The following is an 18,152-nucleotide window of genomic DNA, read 5'->3' on the forward strand; positions in this document are numbered from 1 at the left end:
GGTCCGAACTGTCTTTGCAACCCGCAGAAGTCGGGACTGTGCGGAAGGTGCGGGGGCTGAGAATCCCCTTCGCTCAAGCCCCAGTGACCCCGACGGAAGGAAGTAAGACAATGGCGAAGCGGAACACCACGGCGAAGGTAGCCAGCCTTATGGGCGCACTCGTGGTTCTCGTGGCGCTCATCATGCTCGTGCCGTGGCTGGTCATGCTGCTGTTCGGCGTGTGGCACAGCATCCGTTCGGCCGTACCGGCAATCGGGTTCGGTGAGGCGTGGCTTCTCGTGGTCATCACGGGGCTTCTGACGGCTTCGGTAAGCGTGAACAAGTCCAACTAGCTCCACCCCTTGTTAGCCCCTCAGTGACCCACTCATGGGCGCTGGGGGGCTTTCGTGTGTCCGCCCCGGGAATCCCCTCCGCTCCGGTAAGAGCATGACTACACACGAGTTCACGGCATGGCCCAAGACTCCGCGCCTGTTCCGCACGGTCGTCGTTACGGAGAAGCTTGACGGGACCAACGCGGCAATCCATATCAGCGCGGTTGCCCCCGGTGATGCGTGGGATTCCTTCCCCGGCAACGCGTACACGCTCGTTGTGGACGGTACGCGGTACGTGCTCAGCGCTCAGTCCCGGAAGCGCATCATCACGTTTGACGCGGACAACTTCGGCTTTGCCCGATGGGTGGAAGAGAACGCCGAAGGGCTCGTTCGTGCGCTGGGCGCCGGGCTTCACTTCGGTGAGTGGTGGGGCTCCGGCATTCAGCGCGGGTACGGCCTGACTGACCGTCGCTTCTCGCTCTTCAACACGGACCGGCACAAGGACGTGAACGTTCGTCTCGGCAACGCGATCGTTGAGCCTGCCCCCGTGCTCTACCACGGTGAGTTCAGTGAGACGCGTATTCGGGTGGCGCTTGGGAAACTCAAGATCAGTGGTTCTGTGGCTGCCCCCGGCTTCATGAACCCGGAAGGTGTCTGCGTCTTCCACTCACAGACGCGGCAGGTGTTCAAGGTGACCCTTGACAACAACGACGCGGGTAAGTGGGAAACCGTGTAAGACGAGCCCCCTTGTCTGGCCTTAACGGGTCGGCAAGGGGGCTTTTGCGTGCGGGGAATCCCCTTGGCTCTAGCGCCTATGCAGAGAGCAACGGAACGGCGGAAGGTGAATTTCAACCCTTCCGCCGTTCCCTCAATTCCTAGGGGAATGCATGGCGAGCAAGAGCATTTGGGCCGGAGACGAAGACAACAAGCCGAAGGAGCGTCAGACCTATTCCGATGACTCCGTTGGTCGGCTCCACTCCGGCGCGACTGAGGTGAACGAGCGCGGTAACACTGTGCCGGTCGCGCTGACGGAATGGCGTTTCAGTACCGGTGAGAAGCAAGTTGCCGAAGCCGCCGCTCAGCTCTTCGGGGGTACTCCCGTTGAGAACGAAGAGAGCACGTCGGAAAACTTCATTGACGTGTTCACGTCCGCCACGAAGATTCCCGTCATCGTTGAGGCGGACGGCATCCACTGGGACATGAAGCAGTGGGTCAACGGCAAGCTCAAGCACCACTGCGACGGCTTCAACTTCGTCAGCCACAAGGACGAAGAGAAGGTTGGCCGCGAATGCGGTTGCCCGTCCCTCTTCGCGCTCCGTAAGGCAGCGGCGAAGGATGACGATGGACCCAACCCTTCCATCGTGGTCACCTTCAAGCTTGCCGACGACCCGGAGCTTGGGGAGTTCAAGTTTCAGACTGGCTCGTGGACGCTCATGGCCGTTCTGCACGAAGCGGAAGACGCGCTTGCCCGCATCGGTCAGGGTGGTCCGGTTCTTGCTGAACTTGAGCTTGAGTACGTGGAGTTCGTACTCACGAAGGGCAAGGATAAGGGCAAGACCGTTTCCTACACGAAGCCCGTGATCCGCGTCAAGAAGTCGTACAACGACGCGATTGCCGACGAGCGGTGAGCCCGGACGAGAAGGAGCTAGCGGCTGCCGTCCTTGCTCGTGCGTCTGACGACGAGATCAGGCAGCCTCTTTGGAATTGGCGCCCGGAGATGATCCCGCACGTAGTGCATGAGCGACGCGTTCGCTTCGGCGTTCAGGAAGAGACCGGTGATCCCGAGTATGGGTAAACGTGGCGTGGTCGCTGACTATGCCGGCGAACCCCTGTACCCGGGCGATCTCGTCAACTACCCCTCACGACAAGGGAACGGAGTACGCGCGTCGGACGCGATTGTTCGACTCACGTACTTCGTCCGCGTGAAGGGGCGCAAGTTCCCCATGCTCAAGGTGCAGCCGACCGGTACGGATAGCCGTTCGGAGAAACCGCGCAAGACACTACGGGCTGAACACGTAGCGGCAACTCATGCGCGCCTTCTGCGCTCGAACGTCACGGGCGAACAGGGCGAAGACAGCTAGGCACGGCAAGGGCCGGACGGTACTCACACGGGTGCTGTCCGGCCCTTCGTCGTTTCAGCCCACTCTCAAGAGTAGGTAGGAAGGGGGAGCCGTGGCTTCCGTACTGATTGACAAGGACAAGGCTCCGGCGCTGGGGGACGTGCGCCTTCTCGGTGACGGAGACAGCATTTTTCTCCGCAAGGGGTGGACGGAGCGCAAGGACGGAGCCCGGTACGCGGACGCGGTCATGAGCGCCGTTTCCCGTGGCGCTGACGTTAGGTGGGTCCGTCGTGGCTAACAAGATCTGTCGGCACTGCGGACGAGCGAAGGCCGCTGAACAGTTCCTTGCCGGGAAGGCGAAGCGTCCGTCAAGCTCATGCGCCACATGCCGCCGGAAGCGTGCAGCGGACCACCGCAAGAAGTATTACGCGTCCCTGCCGCCGGACAAGCGCCACGAGCTGACCCACAAGAAGCGCGCGAAGGAGTACGGCGTTGAGCACGAGACGTACAGCCGTACCGAGATCATGCGCCGTTGGGGCTACCGGTGCGCGTACTGCGACAAGCGGGCAACGCACATGGATCACGTCCACCCGCTGAGCAAGGGCGGAGCCGACAAGGCTTCCAACATGCTCCCCGCGTGCGCCGGCTGCAACCTGAGCAAGGGTGCGAAGACGCTTGCGGAGTGGGCTTTGACGTTCGCCTCTGCTGTGGCTTGTGACTGTGAAGCAGAAGTACACATGGGGGTCGGCTTCTACCACCAACCCACTTGTGCGTTGAAGCGGCGAAGCCTGTAGGAATCCCCTCCGCTCAAGCACGGGCACCCAAGGAAAGACGGTGGCTCGTGGAGTTCAAAGACGTTCTTGCACGGTTCGGTGAAGTGACCGCTGAGGCGGACGGGGGTTATCTCGCGAAGTGTCCCGCACACGCGGATTCCCGTCCGTCCCTTCGGATTTGGCGCGGAGACGACTTCAAGGTTCGCCTCACCTGCCGTGCGGGATGCGAGACCAACAAGGTTCGCGTTGCCGCGCGGCTCAACTGGAACGACCTTTTCAGCGCGACCGGTGACGGTCTCACGGTTCCGAAGGAGAAGCCCCAACTCGTGGGTACCGCTCTCACCGCTCAGCTTGCTATGTACGTGGACGCGACGAACGAGCGTTTCCGCTTCGGAGACAGCGAAGTTGACTCACAAGCGCGCCTGTACGTTGCTGACCGCTTCGGGCTTGATGCGGAGACAGCAGCGGAACTCATGCTTGGTGTGGACGGTGACGCCGTGCGCGTTCCCGGTCTCGACTACACGGACAGCGAGGGACGAGCCCGCAACTACCGTTCCCGTGGCTTCCGTCAGTTCCCCCGGCTCACGGTCCCGCTCAACGACTTCGCTGGGGTCACCCGTGGCTTGCAGGGGCGAGACCTGAGCGGACATTGCCCGGGTCGGTGGCTGTCCCTGAGCAACCCCGAAGGGCTTCGGTGGGGTCAGTACGGCGTCTTCAAGGGCTCCGGCGGGTACTCCGTCACGATCGTTTCTGAGGGTCCCGGAGACGGGCTCACGTCGGTTGCGGTCGGGTACGACGCGGTATGCATACGTGGCGCATCCCTTGCCGGAAGCCCTGACCTTCTCGCGGAGCTTGCCGCCGGTCTCGCGGGTTCCCAGGTCATTGCCGCCGGAGACAACGACGAAGCCGGACAGCGCTTCAACCGTGCGCTTGCTGACGGTCTCAAGGAATTTGGCATTGAGGTTTACGCGCTGCCGCTTCCCAACCTGGGGCCGAAGACTGACCTGACGAAGTGGCGCGAGACGACCGGCGACGACTTCCCCGCGCTCATGCACGGTGCCGTGAAGTCGGCTCGTCCGGTAGTCGACCGTGCTGTTGCTGAGGCTTCCCAGCGCAAGGCGACGTTGGCAAGGCGGACCGGTGCTGTCACGGTGTCCGACGATCAGGGGCGCGACGCTGCCGATATCCTCGCTGACCTTGTCCGCACGTACGGCGAGTCTGACGCGATGAACGCTCATGCGCTCGTGGCGTGGTCTGACGGACGGATCAAGTACGCGCCCGGTCTCGGCTTCCACACGTGGAACGGCGTTACGTGGGAGCGCTCGGAGCATAAGGTTCGTCAGGAGATTCACCGCATGGGCGCTGCACTCGTCCTTGCCGGGAACGCTCAGGAAGCACGCGGGTTCACCATGACGACGCGCATTGACGCTCTCATGACGGAGCTTCGCAGCGTGCCCAGCGTGTACGTGAACGCGGACGAGTTCGACGCGGCTCCGCACCTTCTGAGCTTCCGCAACGGCGTGGTGGACCTTCGGACCGGTGCACTTCGGGAACACGACAAACACGACATGCTTACGGTCTCGCTACCCGTTGCGTACGACCCTGACGCGCTGTGCCCCCGCTGGGAACAGTTCCTCACGGAAATCTTTCCGGGCAACGCCGATCTCGTGAGCTACATGCAGCGCATCACGGGTTACGGCATTACGGGCAACACATCTGAGCAGTGCTTTTGTGTTTTCTGGGGAAAGGGTGCCAACGGCAAGAGCGTCTTCACGGACACCCTGACGAGCGTCTTCGGGAACATCACGAAGACCACACCGTTCGCCACGTTTGAGGACAAGGGCAGCGGCGGCATTCCGAACGACATTGCCGCACTTCGGGGTTCGCGGCTCGTCATGGCTTCCGAAGGTGAGAGCGGCAAGCCCATGAGTGAAGCCGTGCTGAAGCGCGTCACGGGCAAGGACAAGGTCACCGCAAGGTTCTTGAGGCAGGAGTTCTTCACCTTCGCGCCTACCTTCCTGATCATGCTTGCCACGAACCACAAGCCCCGGTTCAAGGGTCAGGACGAAGGGCTTTGGCGACGCGTCAAGCTCGTGCCGTTCACGCGGTACTTCGCTCCCCACGAGCGGGATTACGACCTTGACAAGAAGCTTCTTGCTGAGGCTGCCGGGATCGTGGCGTGGGCTGTGCGTGGTGCAGTCGAGTGGTACGCGTCTGGCCTTCGTGACCCTGACTCCATCACGAACGCTACGCGCGACTACCGCGCTACGTCGGATGCTCTCGCCGGCTTCTACTCCGAAGATCCTTCGGTTCCCGCTGTGCTTGTCAAGGGTGACGCATCGAACGTGATGCTCGGAGGGGACGCGTTCAACCACTACTTGGATTGGTGCGAAGCGGAGAACCTTCCGCAGAAGGAGCGTTGGACGCGACGAGCGTTCTTCTCCGCCATGGAAGAGCGCGGTGTGTCCCGCAAGCGTGTAGCGAAGGGCAACGCGTTGGTCGGCGTGCGCATGGCTGACGAGCCGGACATGTCCACGGGACCGGGCATCTTTGGTGGTGGCGCATGAGCTACCGCGAAACGACGCTCAGCGTGCGGGGCGTAGGTGAGCGCATCGTTCGCACGGAGGGGCTACAGCCGACCAAACTCGACAAGGAGCACACGAAGCGCGTGAAGGCTGCGCTCGTTGAGATGCGCCGCGCCGCACTGCCGGACAGCATGCCGGACGAAATGAAAGACAAGATGGCACGTCAGGCGCGGCTACCAAAGTGTCATTGGGCTGAGATGACCCAGAAGCCACGAGCCCCACGAACGAGCGACCCAGCGAAGTACATGACCGAAGTTGCGCCCGGTCATTTTGTGACTTCGGAAGTTCTGGCAACCGATTGTGCCTACTCTTAAGAGTAGGCACCGTGCTACTGTCTCCCTTGTCAGCGGGAAACACCACGAAGGGACCAACCGTGAACATCGTTGCCAGCATCTACGCCCGTACCGTCCGCACCTACGCCGGCACCACGTACGACGCTGACACTCGCAGCCTTCGCGACGTGACGAAGGCTGAGTACGTTCCCGGTGCGCTCATTGGGTTCGTCATTGAGCGTGGTGGGCTCTTTTTCTTCACTGACGATGAGCAGCGCAAGGTGTACGGCGAAGGTGAGTTCGTGGCAGCTCCGGCGCTCAAGGTGAGGACGCGCGCCACCATGGCAGCACGTCGCCACTTCGGCAGAGACATCGTTGTTCTCTGACCCCTGAACGGGGCCCCAACCTACCCGGGTTGGGGCTCTTTTCGTTTGGTGGGAATCCCCTCCGCTCTCAGGCAGGTACCAACACCTAATGAGAGTGGAGGGGCACACGGTGCCAATCCTTGAGCTATGCGCGGGATACGGCGGTCTTGGGCTTGCCGTAGAAGCGCTCACCGGAGACAAGGTCACTCACGTTGCCGAAGTCCACAAGGCAGCGTGCGAAGTCATGGCGTGGCGCTTCCCTGACGCACCGAACATCGGTGACGTGAGGTACGCCCCGTGGCACGAGCACGCGGACGAAGTAGACACCATCACTGCGGGCTTCCCGTGTCAGGACATTTCGAATGCCGGAAGGCGTGAGGGGATCAAGGGTGAGCGCTCCGGAATTTGGTTCAACATCGCTGACGCCATACGGATCATTCGACCGCGATACGTCTACTTGGAGAACGTGGGAGCACTCCGAAATCGGGGACAAGGCAGCGTGCTCACATCGCTTCACGAAGTCGGGTATGACGCTGCTTGGACAGCTATACGAGCTTCCGACATTGGAGCGCCCCACATGCGCGAACGGTGGTTCTGCGTTGCCACTGCTTCCGACACCGACCGTAGCTGACGCGAACCGGGGACCCGACTACGCGAAGCGCGACCGTGCGGGGGCAGGTGGGGACGACCTAGTTACCGCCGTGGCTCGCCTGTTCCCGCGTGACCGCGCTGACGTTCTCTTCAAGACACCGACCGCGAACCTTGGCAGCAACGGAGCGGCCCAGCACCCGGACAAGCGCAAGGCAGGTGGACACGGCCCAACGCTTGAAGACGAAGTTGTGTTCTTGCTGAACGTGTCACCGGAAGACGAGTTGCCCGACGATGGCCCGCACTCCCCCGCTGAGTGGTGGGGCGTGTTCGGTCCGGCCGTGTACCGGTGGGAAGTGATCCGGCAGACAGCGGCACCGGTGCCCGTCATTCGTGGTCCACGCGGTGGCGTGAAGCTCAGCCCAGAGTTCGCGGAATGGCTCATGGGCCTTGACCCGGGCTGGGTGACCAACGTCCCGGGGCTCAGCCACCGCGAAAAGTTGGAGCGAATTGGCAACGGGGTCGTGCCACATCAAGCGTTCTACGCGTTCCGTGACTTGAAGACCAAGTTGGACGCTCACCGCGCGGAGCTGTAAGACACGCAACCGACAAGGGGTCAGCCTACTCTCAAGAGTGGGTTGGCCCCTTTTGGCGTTAGGGGACACACCTTGAGGACTTACTTCCATGACGTGGCCGGTGAAACGGTCCGAATCAACATCCCGGAAACCGACAGCGACCTTCGTGAGTTCATGCAATGGGCGCGCACTGCCGCTCTCCGTGGGCCGATCGCGCTGGACACAGAAACCACCGGGCTTGACATCTTCAGCCCGAACTACCGGCTCCGGACGATTCAGTTCGGTGACGCGTGGACAGCGTGGGTAATCCACTGGGAGCGTGGGGGGCGCTTCGTTGAAGCAGCGCTTTACGTACTGCGCATGGCTCCGGCGTTCCAGATCCACAACGCGCCGTTCGATTGGCTCGTCCTGGACGAACACGCAGAGTTCGCCCTTGAGATCCTGGCACCGAAGACTGTTGACACGAAGATCAAGGCAACGCTCATTGACCCGCGTGAGCCGCATAAGGGCGGTATCGGGACCGGGCTCAAGCCCAACGCTGGGCACTACATTGACCCGAACGCGCCGGACACTGCCGGAGACCTCACCGCAGTGTTCAACGGTCTCGGGTTCACGAAAGAGACCGGGTGGCGGAACATCCCGTTGGACCACCCGACATACAACCTGTACGCCGGCCTTGACGTGATCTACACGGCACGGCTTGACCCGATCCTGACCGCTGAGCTTGTGCGTCTCGGCGTCCGTCAATCGCTCGTGGACTACGAACACCAAATTGCCCGCATGTGCTCAGTGATGATGCGTGCGGGAATCGTACTGGACGAAGGCTATGCGTCCACGCTGAGCACGAAGCTTCACGAAGAAGAAGCGAAGCACAGCGTCATTGCCGCCCGGTACGGCGTTCAGTCGGTCAACTCCGGTGCCCAGGTCGCCGAAGCCCTTCTTGCCATGGGCGAAGACATGGTTCTTCCGGGCAACAGTGCGCCTGAGTACACGAAGGGTGGTGCGCTCAAGACAGACAAGACCGTTCTTCAGTACCTTGCGGACCTTGACCGTGACTGGGAGCGCGTAGGGGGACGGAAGCCGAACCCACTTGCTGACGCTGTCCTTCGCGCGAAGCGTGCCGGTAAGTGGGTCAGCGCGTACGCGGACACCTTCCTGAACAACCTTGACGCCAATGGTCGCTGTCACCCGAACATACAGACCCTTGCCGCGCGCACGGGGCGGATGAGCATCACGAAGCCTGCGCTTCAAACGCTGCCCTCTTCTGACTACATGATCCGGCGCGCTCTCCTCGCTGACCCCGGTCACGTGATGATCAGCACCGACTTCGCTGCCGTTGAGATGCGCGTGCTTGCCGCTCTCGCGAACGTGAAGCGCATGAAGCAGGCAATCAATGCCGGAGAGGACTTGCACGACTTCACGGCGCGAATCGTGTTCGGGCCGAACTTCACGAAGGCTCACCGCAAGCTGTGCAAGGGAATCGGCTTCGGCAAGGTTTACGGGGGTGGCGCGGAGACGATCGCACGGCAGACCGGTGCGCCTATCGCTCAGGTGCGCGCGGCCATTGCTGCGTACGACCGGGCTTACCCGGAGATCGTGCGCGCGTCCAAGAAGTGGCAGCGGGAAGCGCGCAACACCGGGCTCGTCACCGTGTCCGTCACCGGTCGCCGGCTGCCGCTTGACCGTGACCGCATGTACGCCGTTGTGAACTACCAATCACAGTCGGCAGCGCGTGACGTGCTGGGGCAATCCATGCTGAACATGGAAGAGGCCGGGCTTCTCGACTACATGAAGCTTCCGATTCATGACGAAGTCCTTGCGTCGGTCCCCGCGCGGGAAGCTCAGGACTTTGCCCGTGAGTTCGAGCGCTGCATGTCGTTCGATTTGTTCGGCGTTCCGATTAGCTCCGAAGCCGAAGTTGGGGGGCGGAGCTGGGGCAGCCTGTACATGAAGGATGCGAAGGGCAAGTACCTGCCTGACCTTCTGATCGCTCAGGACGAGTGGTACGCGGCGAACCCGCAAGCGGCGTACACGAAGGCTGCCTGAACTTACGTTCCGTTTCTGCGCCCCGTTCGATTAGGTCACGACGGGGTCACGATTCCCTGCCTACTCTCAAGAGTGGGCTGACGGCAAGCTAAGGCTCACCCCTTCGTTCCGAAGGTGACCCCCTTGTTATGAGGGACGTACAACCGTCATCCCAAAGGATGAGCCCCGGGTTGCGCCTTAGAAACCGCCCTTCCGGCTCGTCCGGCCACGTGGTCGTATTGAAGTTCAGTGCCTACTCAGAACATTGCTTCTGAGTAGGCACTGTCATACGTTCAACGAGCACCACGACGAACGGCCTTGATCACGCCCCGTCGCACGAAAAGCCCACCGACGGGGCTCAGGCCGTGACACCCAATTTCGCCATTCCGTGGCGGAGCTATGCCCAAAACAGGTCTCTGACCTGGGCAAACGCCCTGACTCCTTCGGTGGGAATCCCCTCCGCTCCATTCCGGAGCGAAGCCCCGCCGAAGGAGATTCCCCGTGATTGACCTCACCGCTCAGCAGATAGCCGACGCTCAGAACAACGACATAGCAGCGGTCACCGCAGTGATTGAAGCGACGGAAGAACGCGTCACCCAGCTCGCCCGACGGTACGCAACAACCGGCGGACGCACGGACGCTGACCTCATGGACGACCTTGCCCAGGTGGGTCGGGTGGCCGTGTGGGAGGGGCTGAGCCGCTTCAAGGGATCGTCCGTGGCGGAGTTCTTCACCTTCATGGACCGGACCGTTTCCGGCAAGCTCAGCGACGAGCGCAAGACCGTTACGCGTCAGGGCGTCAGCCGCTCGATTGCCGCTGAGTTCGAGAAGGCGCTGAGCATGGCTGCCGGAGACCCGTACGAAGCTGAGCGGCTGTGCACCCTGACGGAAGTCATGGGCGCGCACCGTATGACCTCCGAGACCGCGTACGCCGCTCGCATCTCTTGGCAGGGTGCTGAGTACCTTGATGCTCCGGTCGCGTCGTTCACGTCGGAGGGCGGAGACCGCACGTGGTCCATGCTCCTTGCTGAGACGAATTACGCGGCTGCCCGCGCTGAGGCGAACGACGAACTGTCCACGCGTCAGCGGGAACTCAAGCGTCGGGTGCACGAGACCCTTGACCTTCTCCCCACCGAACAGGAAGCGATTCTTTCGGCGGAGTACGGCATTGGAGACTTCCCGTGCATCGGCGCTGACGACCACCGGGGCCTTGCTGACACGGCAGAGATCACGTACGCGACTGTGGAGAGCGTCCGAGACGAAGCGCGCAAGAACTTCAAGACGCTGTACCTGGGCGGTAGCCCGGAAGCGGAGACCGGTGAGGCCAAGGAATGCAAGGCATGCGGAATCGCTAAGCCCATTGACGAGTTCTACGTGCGCAACAAGGCCACCGGGGCGCGTGCGTCTCAGTGCAAGTCATGCAAGCGCGGGGCCACGAAGCGCTTCCGCAAGGACAACCCGGCGGAGCGTGCGGCACAGAAGCGCGCGTACAACGCGCGCAAGAAGGTTGCCGCTGCGTGACACGTCCCCGCTACGCGGTTTGGAACCGTGCGGGACGGTACGGGCTCGTGGACTCCGTAGCACTGGAGTTGCGAGCCCGACCGTGTGACATCTGCGCCGCTCCCCCTCCGCCGGCCGAAGAGAAGCCGCACCCCATTGACCACGAGCACTCGTCAGGCCGTGTGAGGGGCGTTCTCTGCCACTCCTGCAATCTCGCGCTTGGCCACTTCAAGGACGATCCCGAACGCCTTGCTCGTGCTGCCGCCTACCTCACCCGTGACACGGATTACCGCCGGGTTGATCGGTAGGAATCCCCTTCGCTCCATTACCGGCAACAGACCGAAGGAGAACCACCGTGGCTACCTACAACCTGCCGACCGGCGGACACGTTGAGACCTACCCGACGCCGTACCGCATGGGCGTTGAGTTCGTGACCCACAACGCGACCGGCGACGCGATCAGCACTGTGCGCAAGAGCCGTACGAATGCGCTTCCCATGCTCGCTTCCCTCCGACGTGCTGACGCTCTCGCCTGCCGCATCAAGTCGTCTGTCTGACGCACAGCCCCCGTAGCTCAACGGAAGAGCATCCCAATCCGGAGCCCGCATGGGTGCACGGGAACACGCGGGTTCGAATCCCGTCGGGGGCACGTAAGGCCACACACGCAACGATCAGGAGACGCACCGTGAAGGTTTGGCGGGTGGCACACGTAACGGCACGGGACAAGGACTTTCCTTCCGGCCCGTACACATGCCGGAACGTCCCCCTTGACCAATACGAGAAGCTGACCGGCATGGGTTGGCGACACAGCGACGCACGCCACCCGTCGCCGCAAGCTGACTCACTGCTCAACACGATCAACGACGACGAAGTCTGTGGCTTCGCTTCGCTGGACGACCTGAACAGCTGGTTTGAGGACTTCGGGGACCGGTTGGCTTCCGCCGGCTTCCACGTGTGGGAGTACGAAGCCCCTGAGTTCTCGTACCGCGTCGGTCGCTTCGGGCAGGTCGTGTTCCGCAAGGTAGATGCCGCTCTGATCGGACACGAGCCGTTCAAGCCCATACAGCTTCCCCTTTGGGCGGACGCATGAGCGTAAGCCCTTCTAACCCCTAGTCACCGAACCGAATGAAGGAGACAGCCCCCATGCTGAACGTCACTCGCGAGACGAAGGCCGTGCTCAAGACGAAGACCGGTGAGCGCGTCGTTGCGTTCACGAAGGACAGTGAGCCGGGCATTGCGTCTCTCGCTGTGCCGCACGACCGCGCGAAGCTGTCTCCGCGTGAGATGCGTGAGCTTGCCGCGTGGCTGAACGACACGGCAGCCGAACAGGAGAAGTCCACCCGTGTGACTCGCGAAGCCCCTTACGAGCACTACAGGACGGCCACCACGCGACCGACCGGACGCACCATGAGTCAGCAGGAACGCGCATATCAGTCGTTCGTTGCGCGCGGCCTCCGGTGACGACCCCGGAGTTCAAGCCGCCCGTTCTCACGTCACGAGCACAGCGGACAGCGGAAGACCTTGCTGAGCGCGTAGACACGTACCGCGTGGCAATGCGCCTGATCCGCGAAGCGACGACCGTCAACGACGCATACCCGGAAGACGTGCTCGCTCTTGCGCGCTTCCTTTCCGGCGAGACCCCTCCGGGATGACACGCGGCCGGTCAGCCCACTCTCAAGAGTAGGTTGACCGGCCTTTTGCTGGGCGGGAATCCCCTCCGCTCCGGTAAGGGCATGGCGAACGAGAACCCGAACCCGTTCCTGACCCTGAGCCCCGCTGCCGTTGACGTGCTGGACGACATGGCAGACCACTGGGGAGACCGGGACCGACACGGAGAGCTTGTCAATGAGCTTGTGTACGGACCCGCGAAGCTTGCCGCTTTCCGAGAGCTTCACACGCTGATCAGTGAGGCATGGAAGGCGCGCGTCAACTACCGCAACGTTGAGGAGAACGACGCATGAACCCGTACGGCAAGGACAAGAACAAGATGGGCTTCGGCACGAAGGTGGCTGCCGCCGCTTCGGTCGCGCTCGTGGGCAGTCTTATTGTGGTCGGCTGCGCGGCTGACGATGATGACGACACGCGCTGTGACACGTACACGAGCGTGGCTGTCAGCGTCCCGGCTCCACCCGCCCCGCGTCCGGCACCTGCCCCCGCTCCGAAGCCGAACCTGAACAAGCCGCCCGTGCCGAAGACTCCGGCGAATCCGAAGAGCCCCGGTACGGGCGTGAACCCGAACGGGCCGACCACTCGCACGACGTGTTACGAAGAGGAGCGCTAACGCTTGTGCCTACTCTTAAGAGTAGGCTATGGTTCCCTCGTAAGCACGAAAACGCCGAAGGGGAGACGCTGTGAAGCTCACGAAGATCGACGAGAACAAGTCTGTAGAGATCAAGCTGAACGGGCAGGTTCTCACCGTGCGAAGCTTCGCCGGCGACGTTGAGATCACCGGTTGGAGCTGTGACTACGCCGCTGAGGGGTTCGGCTCCGACTACGCCGCAGACGCGTACTCCTACGAGATAAAGCGGTACGAGAAGATCGGCTACGCGAAGGTCTGACCCACACGGAGAAGCCCCCCGGGAAACTGGGGGGCTTTTCTCGTCCCCTCAGTTTCACAAACGCACAAGCAGTGACGATGCGTAACGGTCTGGCATATGTGGATGGCTAGGCGTACTCTCGGACACCTGTTCGAGCGAGCGGAAGGGACCGTTCCTGAACAGGGAAAGGAGGGGTACCTACGTGCGCATATCGGCCCATCAAGATCGTTTGGTGGTGGTCACACGTAACTACTTGCGTTGCGCATGTGACAGGGGGGTATACGTGTACGTGGCTGCCCCCCACAAGTCGGCCATTCGTGTACGCGGCCGGATAAGCACACAGCGTGAGGGGTGGTTGCAAATGGTGTGGCGTAGCTCACCGACTGTTGACATCACGGTTGAGGTTCCGGTACCGACAACCCACGGTGACTGGCGGTGGGTGCCAACGCGGAGCCTCAACCCCGCTGGGCAAGAACACGTGCTTTGCGACCAGGACGTAACCCGGATCATGCTCGCCTACGGCGTTGCCGTCGCTCAGACGCTCATCAACGGAGGCCCACCGCGCTTTCGGCTCGTGGCACACGGAACCCACAGCGGCAGGCCCGTAGCGCAGTACCAATGGCGATGGGAACCCATGCTTGGCCGATACGCACCTGAGGCAGAACCCTGGGTCGTGTACGACGCAACATCAGCGCTGATCGCAGAGGGAGTTCCCGCCGTGTCTGTGCCGCACCCGCCACGCCCGTAACTGGGGAATCCCCTCCGCTCCATACCGAGTGACAACACGTCAACTCGCGTTAGGAGCAATGCAGATGGGCAAGGCTGAGAAGCCGAAGCTGTCCCCCGCTGAGAAGACGATCAGACGCACGAGACGCGTACTGACCGCCGGACGGTGGTTCCTGATCACTGGGCTTGTCTTCTACAGCCTGATGACCACGACACCGTTCGTCAGCGCGCACAGCGAATGGCAGTGGTCCGGGTTCGTCCTCGGCTTGATCGTTGACGCGGCGTTCATCATGGCGTTGAGCGCTGAGAGCACCCTTGCCCGGCACGGCGTGACGAAGCTTGGAGCGTGGCCGGTCGCCTTCCGATGGCTTACCGGTCTCAGCTCCGTCTTCCTGAACGTGTGGCTCAGCGTCTCAGCGCGTGATGCGGTCGGCGTGGCCGTGCACTTGATCGCTCCGGCGCTCGTCATGCTGCTCGCCGAAGTTGGGCCGGTCTACATGGCTGCCCTTGCCGACGCGGAGCGCAAGGCGACGAAGGCAGAAGCGTTCAAGGCCGCGTACGCGGAGTCCGCTCCGATGATCCTCCCCATGACCGGCACTGCCCGCATGGTGGGCCACAACCCGCCGAAGACCGTCAGCGCCCCCGACCCGCTCAGCTTCCCGCCGAGCGTCACGGCGGACGAAGAGGCCACGTTCCGGGCCAAGTTCGCGGAGCCTGAGCCTGAGCCCCCGGACGAGCCCGCACGGTTGAGCAACAAGGAAGCCGACGAGATCATTGAGAAGGGTTGGCGACACCGACTCAGCCCTGACGAAGTCGGCAAGGCTGCCACGCGCCACCCTGCCACCATCCGACGCAAGTACAAGGAGCTTGACGCTGCCCTGAGCGTCTGACCATGCGCCCCCGTGCTGACTGCCTATGTGGCGGTTGGTGCGGGGGCTTTGTCGTACCCATGAGCTAACGTTCGCGGTTCCTGTACAGAACACGCACATGGGGGGAACCATGCGCCACACCTTGCTACTCACGATCACGGCCGTTGCCGCACTGACGCTGACCGGTTGCGGAGGGGCTGACGAGCCGAAGGCAGACGCGAAGCCGAAGGACCCGACGAAGGCCGCTGCGCCGGCTGCCATCCCGTCGCCGGACGCAGCACAGACGAAGGCACTCGTGACCGGGCTCCGCAACATCAAGCCGGAGCTTGCCGCAGATGAAGAGCGCGCCGTTAACCGATCTCGGAACGTGTGCAGCGACGTACGGGCCAAGAAGGACGACGCGACCATGGCCAAGAACGCGAACTACCGTTTCAGTGGCGGTACCGCCGGACAGCTCACGGATGAGCAGGGTGCGAAGATCGTTGCCATCGTGAAGTCGTCGTTCTGCGCGTAGCGACGTATGCGGCCCCGCGCTAGCTGCCACTCCGGCGGCTGGTGTGGGGCTCTTCCATGTTCACGGCCAGCCCATCCGCCCTACTCTCGAACCATGCGTAATGCTGGGCAGAACATCAAGGAGACGCGCAAGAGGCGCGGGTTGTCTCAGCGCGAGTTGGCGGACGCGTCGGGGGTTTCTCTCTCGGTTATCCGGAAGCTCGAACAAGGCGAACGGCAAGGTGCGCGACTAGAGACGCTGCGCAAGTTGGCACGAGCGCTCAAGGTGCCCACCATGCGGCTTGCTGGGGGCCCGACCGCAGAAGACGCGGACGCTGGGACCGTGGACCGTTGGGAGGCTGTCAGGGGTGCGCTGGAACGTCCGCCGGTTGCACCCGGCCTAGACGACGAACCACCTACCGTCAGCGGTGTGCAGGACGCACTACGGAGCGCAGAACCCCTGTTCTCTGGAGACCACTTCGCGGCCCTGTCCGTGATCTTGCCGCCACTGCTTCGAGACGCCGATGCGCTTGGACCCGAGGGGCGGAGCGTCCGCGTGCGGGCTTTGCAGCTCGCCGGATGGCTCATGGTCCAGACGAGACAGTTCCGCGCCGCTGAAACTGCCCTGGAACGTGCCCTAGACGATGCTGCGGACCGCATGGAAGGTGCGGCCACGGTCAACACGCTGTGCTGGCTCCGGCTGCGTCAGGGCGAGTTGGACAAAGCGTACGACATGGCTGTGCGCTGGGCCGACGAAGTCGAGCCGCGCATGTCCCGCGCAACCCCGGCAGAGCTGAGTACGTGGGGGTGGATGCTGCTACGTGTATCCGCTGCGGCCGTGCGCAACGAGCAGCCCGGAGACGCTGAGGATGCCTTGAAACTCGCCACAGCAGCGGCTGTTGCGCTGGGTCGGGAGTACGCCCCGGAGAACGATTGGCTACGAACGTTCGGGCCGACCACAGTCAAACTCAAAGCGGCTGAGAACGCGGGGATCATCGAACGGCCGGACTTGGTCCTCCGCATCGCTGAGCACGTACCGACCTACAGTCTCAAACCCACTTCCAACAACCGAAACCGGCATCTGTTGGTCATGGGTGATGCGTATGCCAAGACGGGCAACTACGCCGAAGCCTTTAACCAGTTGGAGCAGATCAGCGCTGACAGTCCCGAATGGCTGCCCCACCAACGCTTCGCCAGGGTTGTCCTCAGTCGGGTGATCCACGGGCGCAGGACGTTGACAGCGGAAATGCGGACCATGGCCGATGTTGTTGGGCTTCCGCTGTAGCTTGTGGCACTTCGCACTGACGGATTGTGAAAGTGCCACAGACTGTGCGTAACGAGTCGCTCCATGGTGGTTTCCTAGACAGACGCAAGGGGGCCACCATGACGCAGCAACTCAGCACTGACGCCCGACAGTTGGAGTACGTGACCTACGCCCCGGTCGGGTACAAGTGCCCTCAGTGCCACAACTCGATCAAGCCTTTAGAACGTGCCGTTCGCATCGCTACCGACCGTTCATCGGCCGGCCCAGCACTCCAATACCGGCATTGGCAGTGCCCATGAGCGCCCCCACGAAGCGCCTGAAAGCCCGCCAGGCGCAATTGCGCGCGCCGGAGTTGGTTATTCTTCTGGACCCGCCCTCAGGGACACAGAAGCCTGCTCAGCCGCTCCGCGCCCTGTCTCAGCGCCGTGCCGAACGGGAGGAATCGTAATGGTCACCCCCGAGCACATCGGCAAGTGCGTCACGGATGGTGAGCGCGTCGGCATTCTGCGGGAGATCATTCCCGATTGGTCCGACCCGGACGAGCCGCCGGACAACCGCCACCCGAAAACCACGGCGTTCGTCCGTCCCGAGGGCGGGGGCTGCGAATGGACGGCTGCGCCCGTAGCCCTGTCACCCAAGTAACCCGGTTCGTGGCCGTTCTCGCATGGGTCGCCACTGTGGCACTCATGGTCGCCAAGGGAACGGCCCCTTAGGCCCCTTGATGTCAGCTCCCCAGCACCCTGACATCAAGGTGATGGAAGCCCCGTCCCACGTCTCCCTGAACGTCGGGACGGGGCCACAAAGGAGGCGGTACTCAAACCATGAGCAACACCAGCCAAGCGGGAACAGCTCCGAGGGCAGCGGGAACAGCTCCGAGGACAACACGGGCAACGCTGGTTAGTTGACCCGAAATCCGGCCCTACCAGTACTTCTGTGCCGGTAGGGCTCTTTCGTGTGAGTCCCTATGATCTGGTCATGATTCGTAAGACCAAGCGGGGACGACACCCAGACCGGCCACAGACCACGCGTCGGACGCTACAGGGTTGTTGCTACTGGATAGTGATCCAGATGAACCAGCTCCACACCCCGAAGGCGAGCAGGAACCAGGAGACAGGGCGGCTGAGCTTCATGAGTTCAGTATCGCGAGGTTCTCTGCCGCGTCGCCGCCGGGGTGGGGACGACGGGACACAGCGCACCTCGGCGGCGGGGCC

At 62.6% G+C, this 18,152-nt stretch carries 23 protein-coding genes and 2 pseudogenes; 24 read left to right on the forward strand and 1 reads right to left on the reverse strand.

Translation table 11 applies throughout. The features are described 5' to 3' along the window. The first annotated feature begins 110 nt into the window (after nt 1–110). From ACWDZ7_RS00685 to ACWDZ7_RS00800, 24 genes and pseudogenes are all read left to right on the forward strand, one after another. Nucleotides 111–332 carry a hypothetical protein gene (locus tag ACWDZ7_RS00685; protein ID WP_451793746.1) on the forward strand — a complete coding sequence of 74 codons (222 nt, stop codon included), beginning with the start codon at nt 111–113 and terminating at the stop codon, nt 330–332. 94 nt (nt 333–426) lie between these two features. Further along, nucleotides 427–1,047 carry an RNA ligase family protein gene (locus ACWDZ7_RS00690; protein WP_451793747.1) on the forward strand — a complete coding sequence of 207 codons (621 nt, stop codon included), beginning with the start codon at nt 427–429 and terminating at the stop codon, nt 1,045–1,047. 151 nt (nt 1,048–1,198) lie between these two features. Next, the gene (locus ACWDZ7_RS00695) at nt 1,199–1,939 is read left to right on the forward strand and encodes a recombination directionality factor (protein WP_451793748.1); all 741 of its coding nucleotides are present in this window, start codon (nt 1,199–1,201) and stop codon (nt 1,937–1,939) included. Nucleotides 1,940–2,047: 108 nt separating this feature from the next. Beyond that, entirely contained in the window at nt 2,048–2,392 is a 345-nt protein-coding gene (locus ACWDZ7_RS00700) for a hypothetical protein (protein WP_451793750.1), read from the forward strand. A 269-nt stretch (nt 2,393–2,661) separates the two neighbouring features. Beyond that, nucleotides 2,662–3,165: an HNH endonuclease gene (locus ACWDZ7_RS00705; RefSeq protein WP_451793751.1), complete on the forward strand. Its 504-nt coding sequence runs from the start codon at nt 2,662–2,664 to the stop codon at nt 3,163–3,165. A gap of 47 nt (nt 3,166–3,212) precedes the next feature. Further along, complete coding sequence (locus ACWDZ7_RS00710) at nt 3,213–5,711, forward strand: phage/plasmid primase, P4 family (protein ID WP_451793753.1); 2,499 nt, start codon at nt 3,213–3,215, stop codon at nt 5,709–5,711. Continuing rightward, nucleotides 5,708–6,043: a hypothetical protein gene (locus ACWDZ7_RS00715; RefSeq protein WP_451793754.1), complete on the forward strand. Its 336-nt coding sequence runs from the start codon at nt 5,708–5,710 to the stop codon at nt 6,041–6,043. Before ACWDZ7_RS00710 ends, ACWDZ7_RS00715 begins: the two co-directional genes overlap by 4 nt. 59 nt (nt 6,044–6,102) lie before the next feature. Continuing rightward, nucleotides 6,103–6,387, forward strand: coding sequence for a hypothetical protein (locus ACWDZ7_RS00720; protein WP_451793755.1), 285 nt, complete (start codon nt 6,103–6,105; stop codon nt 6,385–6,387). An 88-nt stretch (nt 6,388–6,475) separates the two neighbouring features. Next, a complete protein-coding gene (gene dcm, locus ACWDZ7_RS00725; RefSeq protein ID WP_451793757.1) occupies nt 6,476–6,997 on the forward strand; it encodes a DNA (cytosine-5-)-methyltransferase in 522 nt (173 codons plus the stop codon). Between the two features lie 70 nt (nt 6,998–7,067). Next, complete coding sequence (locus ACWDZ7_RS00730; protein ID WP_451793758.1) at nt 7,068–7,550, forward strand: DNA (cytosine-5-)-methyltransferase; 483 nt, start codon at nt 7,068–7,070, stop codon at nt 7,548–7,550. A 93-nt stretch (nt 7,551–7,643) separates the two neighbouring features. Then, on the forward strand, nt 7,644–9,575 hold the full coding sequence (locus ACWDZ7_RS00735) for a DNA polymerase (RefSeq protein ID WP_451793760.1): 1,932 nt from the start codon (nt 7,644–7,646) through the stop codon (nt 9,573–9,575). A 480-nt stretch (nt 9,576–10,055) separates the two neighbouring features. Continuing rightward, a complete protein-coding gene (locus ACWDZ7_RS00740) occupies nt 10,056–11,075 on the forward strand; it encodes a hypothetical protein (RefSeq protein ID WP_451793761.1) in 1,020 nt (339 codons plus the stop codon). Then, nucleotides 10,973–11,362 carry an endonuclease domain-containing protein gene (locus ACWDZ7_RS00745; protein ID WP_451793762.1) on the forward strand — a complete coding sequence of 130 codons (390 nt, stop codon included), beginning with the start codon at nt 10,973–10,975 and terminating at the stop codon, nt 11,360–11,362. Before ACWDZ7_RS00740 ends, ACWDZ7_RS00745 begins: the two co-directional genes overlap by 103 nt. Nucleotides 11,363–11,409: 47 nt before the next feature. After that, a complete protein-coding gene (locus tag ACWDZ7_RS00750; RefSeq protein WP_451793763.1) occupies nt 11,410–11,610 on the forward strand; it encodes a hypothetical protein in 201 nt (66 codons plus the stop codon). 6 nt (nt 11,611–11,616) lie between these two features. After that, nucleotides 11,617–11,702 (forward strand): annotated as a pseudogene (locus ACWDZ7_RS00755). Between the two features lie 36 nt (nt 11,703–11,738). Next, nucleotides 11,739–12,143, forward strand: a complete 405-nt coding sequence (locus tag ACWDZ7_RS00760; RefSeq protein ID WP_451793765.1) for a hypothetical protein — start codon at nt 11,739–11,741, stop codon at nt 12,141–12,143. A gap of 53 nt (nt 12,144–12,196) precedes the next feature. After that, the gene (locus tag ACWDZ7_RS00765; RefSeq protein WP_451793766.1) at nt 12,197–12,514 is read left to right on the forward strand and encodes a hypothetical protein; all 318 of its coding nucleotides are present in this window, start codon (nt 12,197–12,199) and stop codon (nt 12,512–12,514) included. Between the two features lie 272 nt (nt 12,515–12,786). After that, complete coding sequence (locus ACWDZ7_RS00770; RefSeq protein ID WP_451793768.1) at nt 12,787–13,014, forward strand: hypothetical protein; 228 nt, start codon at nt 12,787–12,789, stop codon at nt 13,012–13,014. After that, nucleotides 13,011–13,334, forward strand: coding sequence for a hypothetical protein (locus tag ACWDZ7_RS00775; protein WP_451793769.1), 324 nt, complete (start codon nt 13,011–13,013; stop codon nt 13,332–13,334). Before ACWDZ7_RS00770 ends, ACWDZ7_RS00775 begins: the two co-directional genes overlap by 4 nt. 70 nt (nt 13,335–13,404) lie before the next feature. Then, the gene (locus tag ACWDZ7_RS00780) at nt 13,405–13,611 is read left to right on the forward strand and encodes a hypothetical protein (protein WP_451793770.1); all 207 of its coding nucleotides are present in this window, start codon (nt 13,405–13,407) and stop codon (nt 13,609–13,611) included. A 785-nt stretch (nt 13,612–14,396) separates the two neighbouring features. After that, nucleotides 14,397–15,206, forward strand: coding sequence for a hypothetical protein (locus ACWDZ7_RS00785; protein ID WP_451793771.1), 810 nt, complete (start codon nt 14,397–14,399; stop codon nt 15,204–15,206). 109 nt (nt 15,207–15,315) lie between these two features. Next, nucleotides 15,316–15,699 carry a hypothetical protein gene (locus ACWDZ7_RS00790; RefSeq protein ID WP_451793773.1) on the forward strand — a complete coding sequence of 128 codons (384 nt, stop codon included), beginning with the start codon at nt 15,316–15,318 and terminating at the stop codon, nt 15,697–15,699. Between the two features lie 93 nt (nt 15,700–15,792). Then, nucleotides 15,793–16,962: a helix-turn-helix domain-containing protein gene (locus tag ACWDZ7_RS00795; RefSeq protein ID WP_451793774.1), complete on the forward strand. Its 1,170-nt coding sequence runs from the start codon at nt 15,793–15,795 to the stop codon at nt 16,960–16,962. A gap of 426 nt (nt 16,963–17,388) precedes the next feature. Then, nucleotides 17,389–17,583, forward strand: coding sequence for a hypothetical protein (locus ACWDZ7_RS00800; RefSeq protein ID WP_451793775.1), 195 nt, complete (start codon nt 17,389–17,391; stop codon nt 17,581–17,583). Nucleotides 17,584–17,999: 416 nt separating this feature from the next. Here the strand turns inward: ACWDZ7_RS00800 and ACWDZ7_RS00805 are convergent. Further along, nucleotides 18,000–18,071, reverse strand: a pseudogene (locus ACWDZ7_RS00805) (SCO4848 family membrane protein); the annotation flags it as partial. Nucleotides 18,072–18,152 lie beyond the last annotated feature (81 nt).

The sequence above is a fragment of the Streptomyces sp. NPDC003032 genome (assembly GCF_053591415.1).

Coding starts and splice junctions, on each gene's coding strand:
- ACWDZ7_RS00765 (WP_451793766.1), top strand. CDS start 12,197: ATGCTGAACGTCACTCGCGAGACGAAGGCCGTGCTCAAGACGAAGACC.
- ACWDZ7_RS00700 (WP_451793750.1), top strand. CDS start 2,048: ATGAGCGACGCGTTCGCTTCGGCGTTCAGGAAGAGACCGGTGATCCCG.
- ACWDZ7_RS00685 (WP_451793746.1), top strand. CDS start 111: ATGGCGAAGCGGAACACCACGGCGAAGGTAGCCAGCCTTATGGGCGCA.
- ACWDZ7_RS00695 (WP_451793748.1), top strand. CDS start 1,199: ATGGCGAGCAAGAGCATTTGGGCCGGAGACGAAGACAACAAGCCGAAG.
- ACWDZ7_RS00715 (WP_451793754.1), top strand. CDS start 5,708: ATGAGCTACCGCGAAACGACGCTCAGCGTGCGGGGCGTAGGTGAGCGC.
- ACWDZ7_RS00770 (WP_451793768.1), top strand. CDS start 12,787: ATGGCGAACGAGAACCCGAACCCGTTCCTGACCCTGAGCCCCGCTGCC.
- ACWDZ7_RS00800 (WP_451793775.1), top strand. CDS start 17,389: ATGGTCACCCCCGAGCACATCGGCAAGTGCGTCACGGATGGTGAGCGC.
- ACWDZ7_RS00775 (WP_451793769.1), top strand. CDS start 13,011: ATGAACCCGTACGGCAAGGACAAGAACAAGATGGGCTTCGGCACGAAG.
- ACWDZ7_RS00745 (WP_451793762.1), top strand. CDS start 10,973: ATGCAAGCGCGGGGCCACGAAGCGCTTCCGCAAGGACAACCCGGCGGA.
- ACWDZ7_RS00790 (WP_451793773.1), top strand. CDS start 15,316: ATGCGCCACACCTTGCTACTCACGATCACGGCCGTTGCCGCACTGACG.
- ACWDZ7_RS00690 (WP_451793747.1), top strand. CDS start 427: ATGACTACACACGAGTTCACGGCATGGCCCAAGACTCCGCGCCTGTTC.
- ACWDZ7_RS00785 (WP_451793771.1), top strand. CDS start 14,397: ATGCAGATGGGCAAGGCTGAGAAGCCGAAGCTGTCCCCCGCTGAGAAG.
- dcm (WP_451793757.1), top strand. CDS start 6,476: ATGAGAGTGGAGGGGCACACGGTGCCAATCCTTGAGCTATGCGCGGGA.
- ACWDZ7_RS00795 (WP_451793774.1), top strand. CDS start 15,793: ATGCGTAATGCTGGGCAGAACATCAAGGAGACGCGCAAGAGGCGCGGG.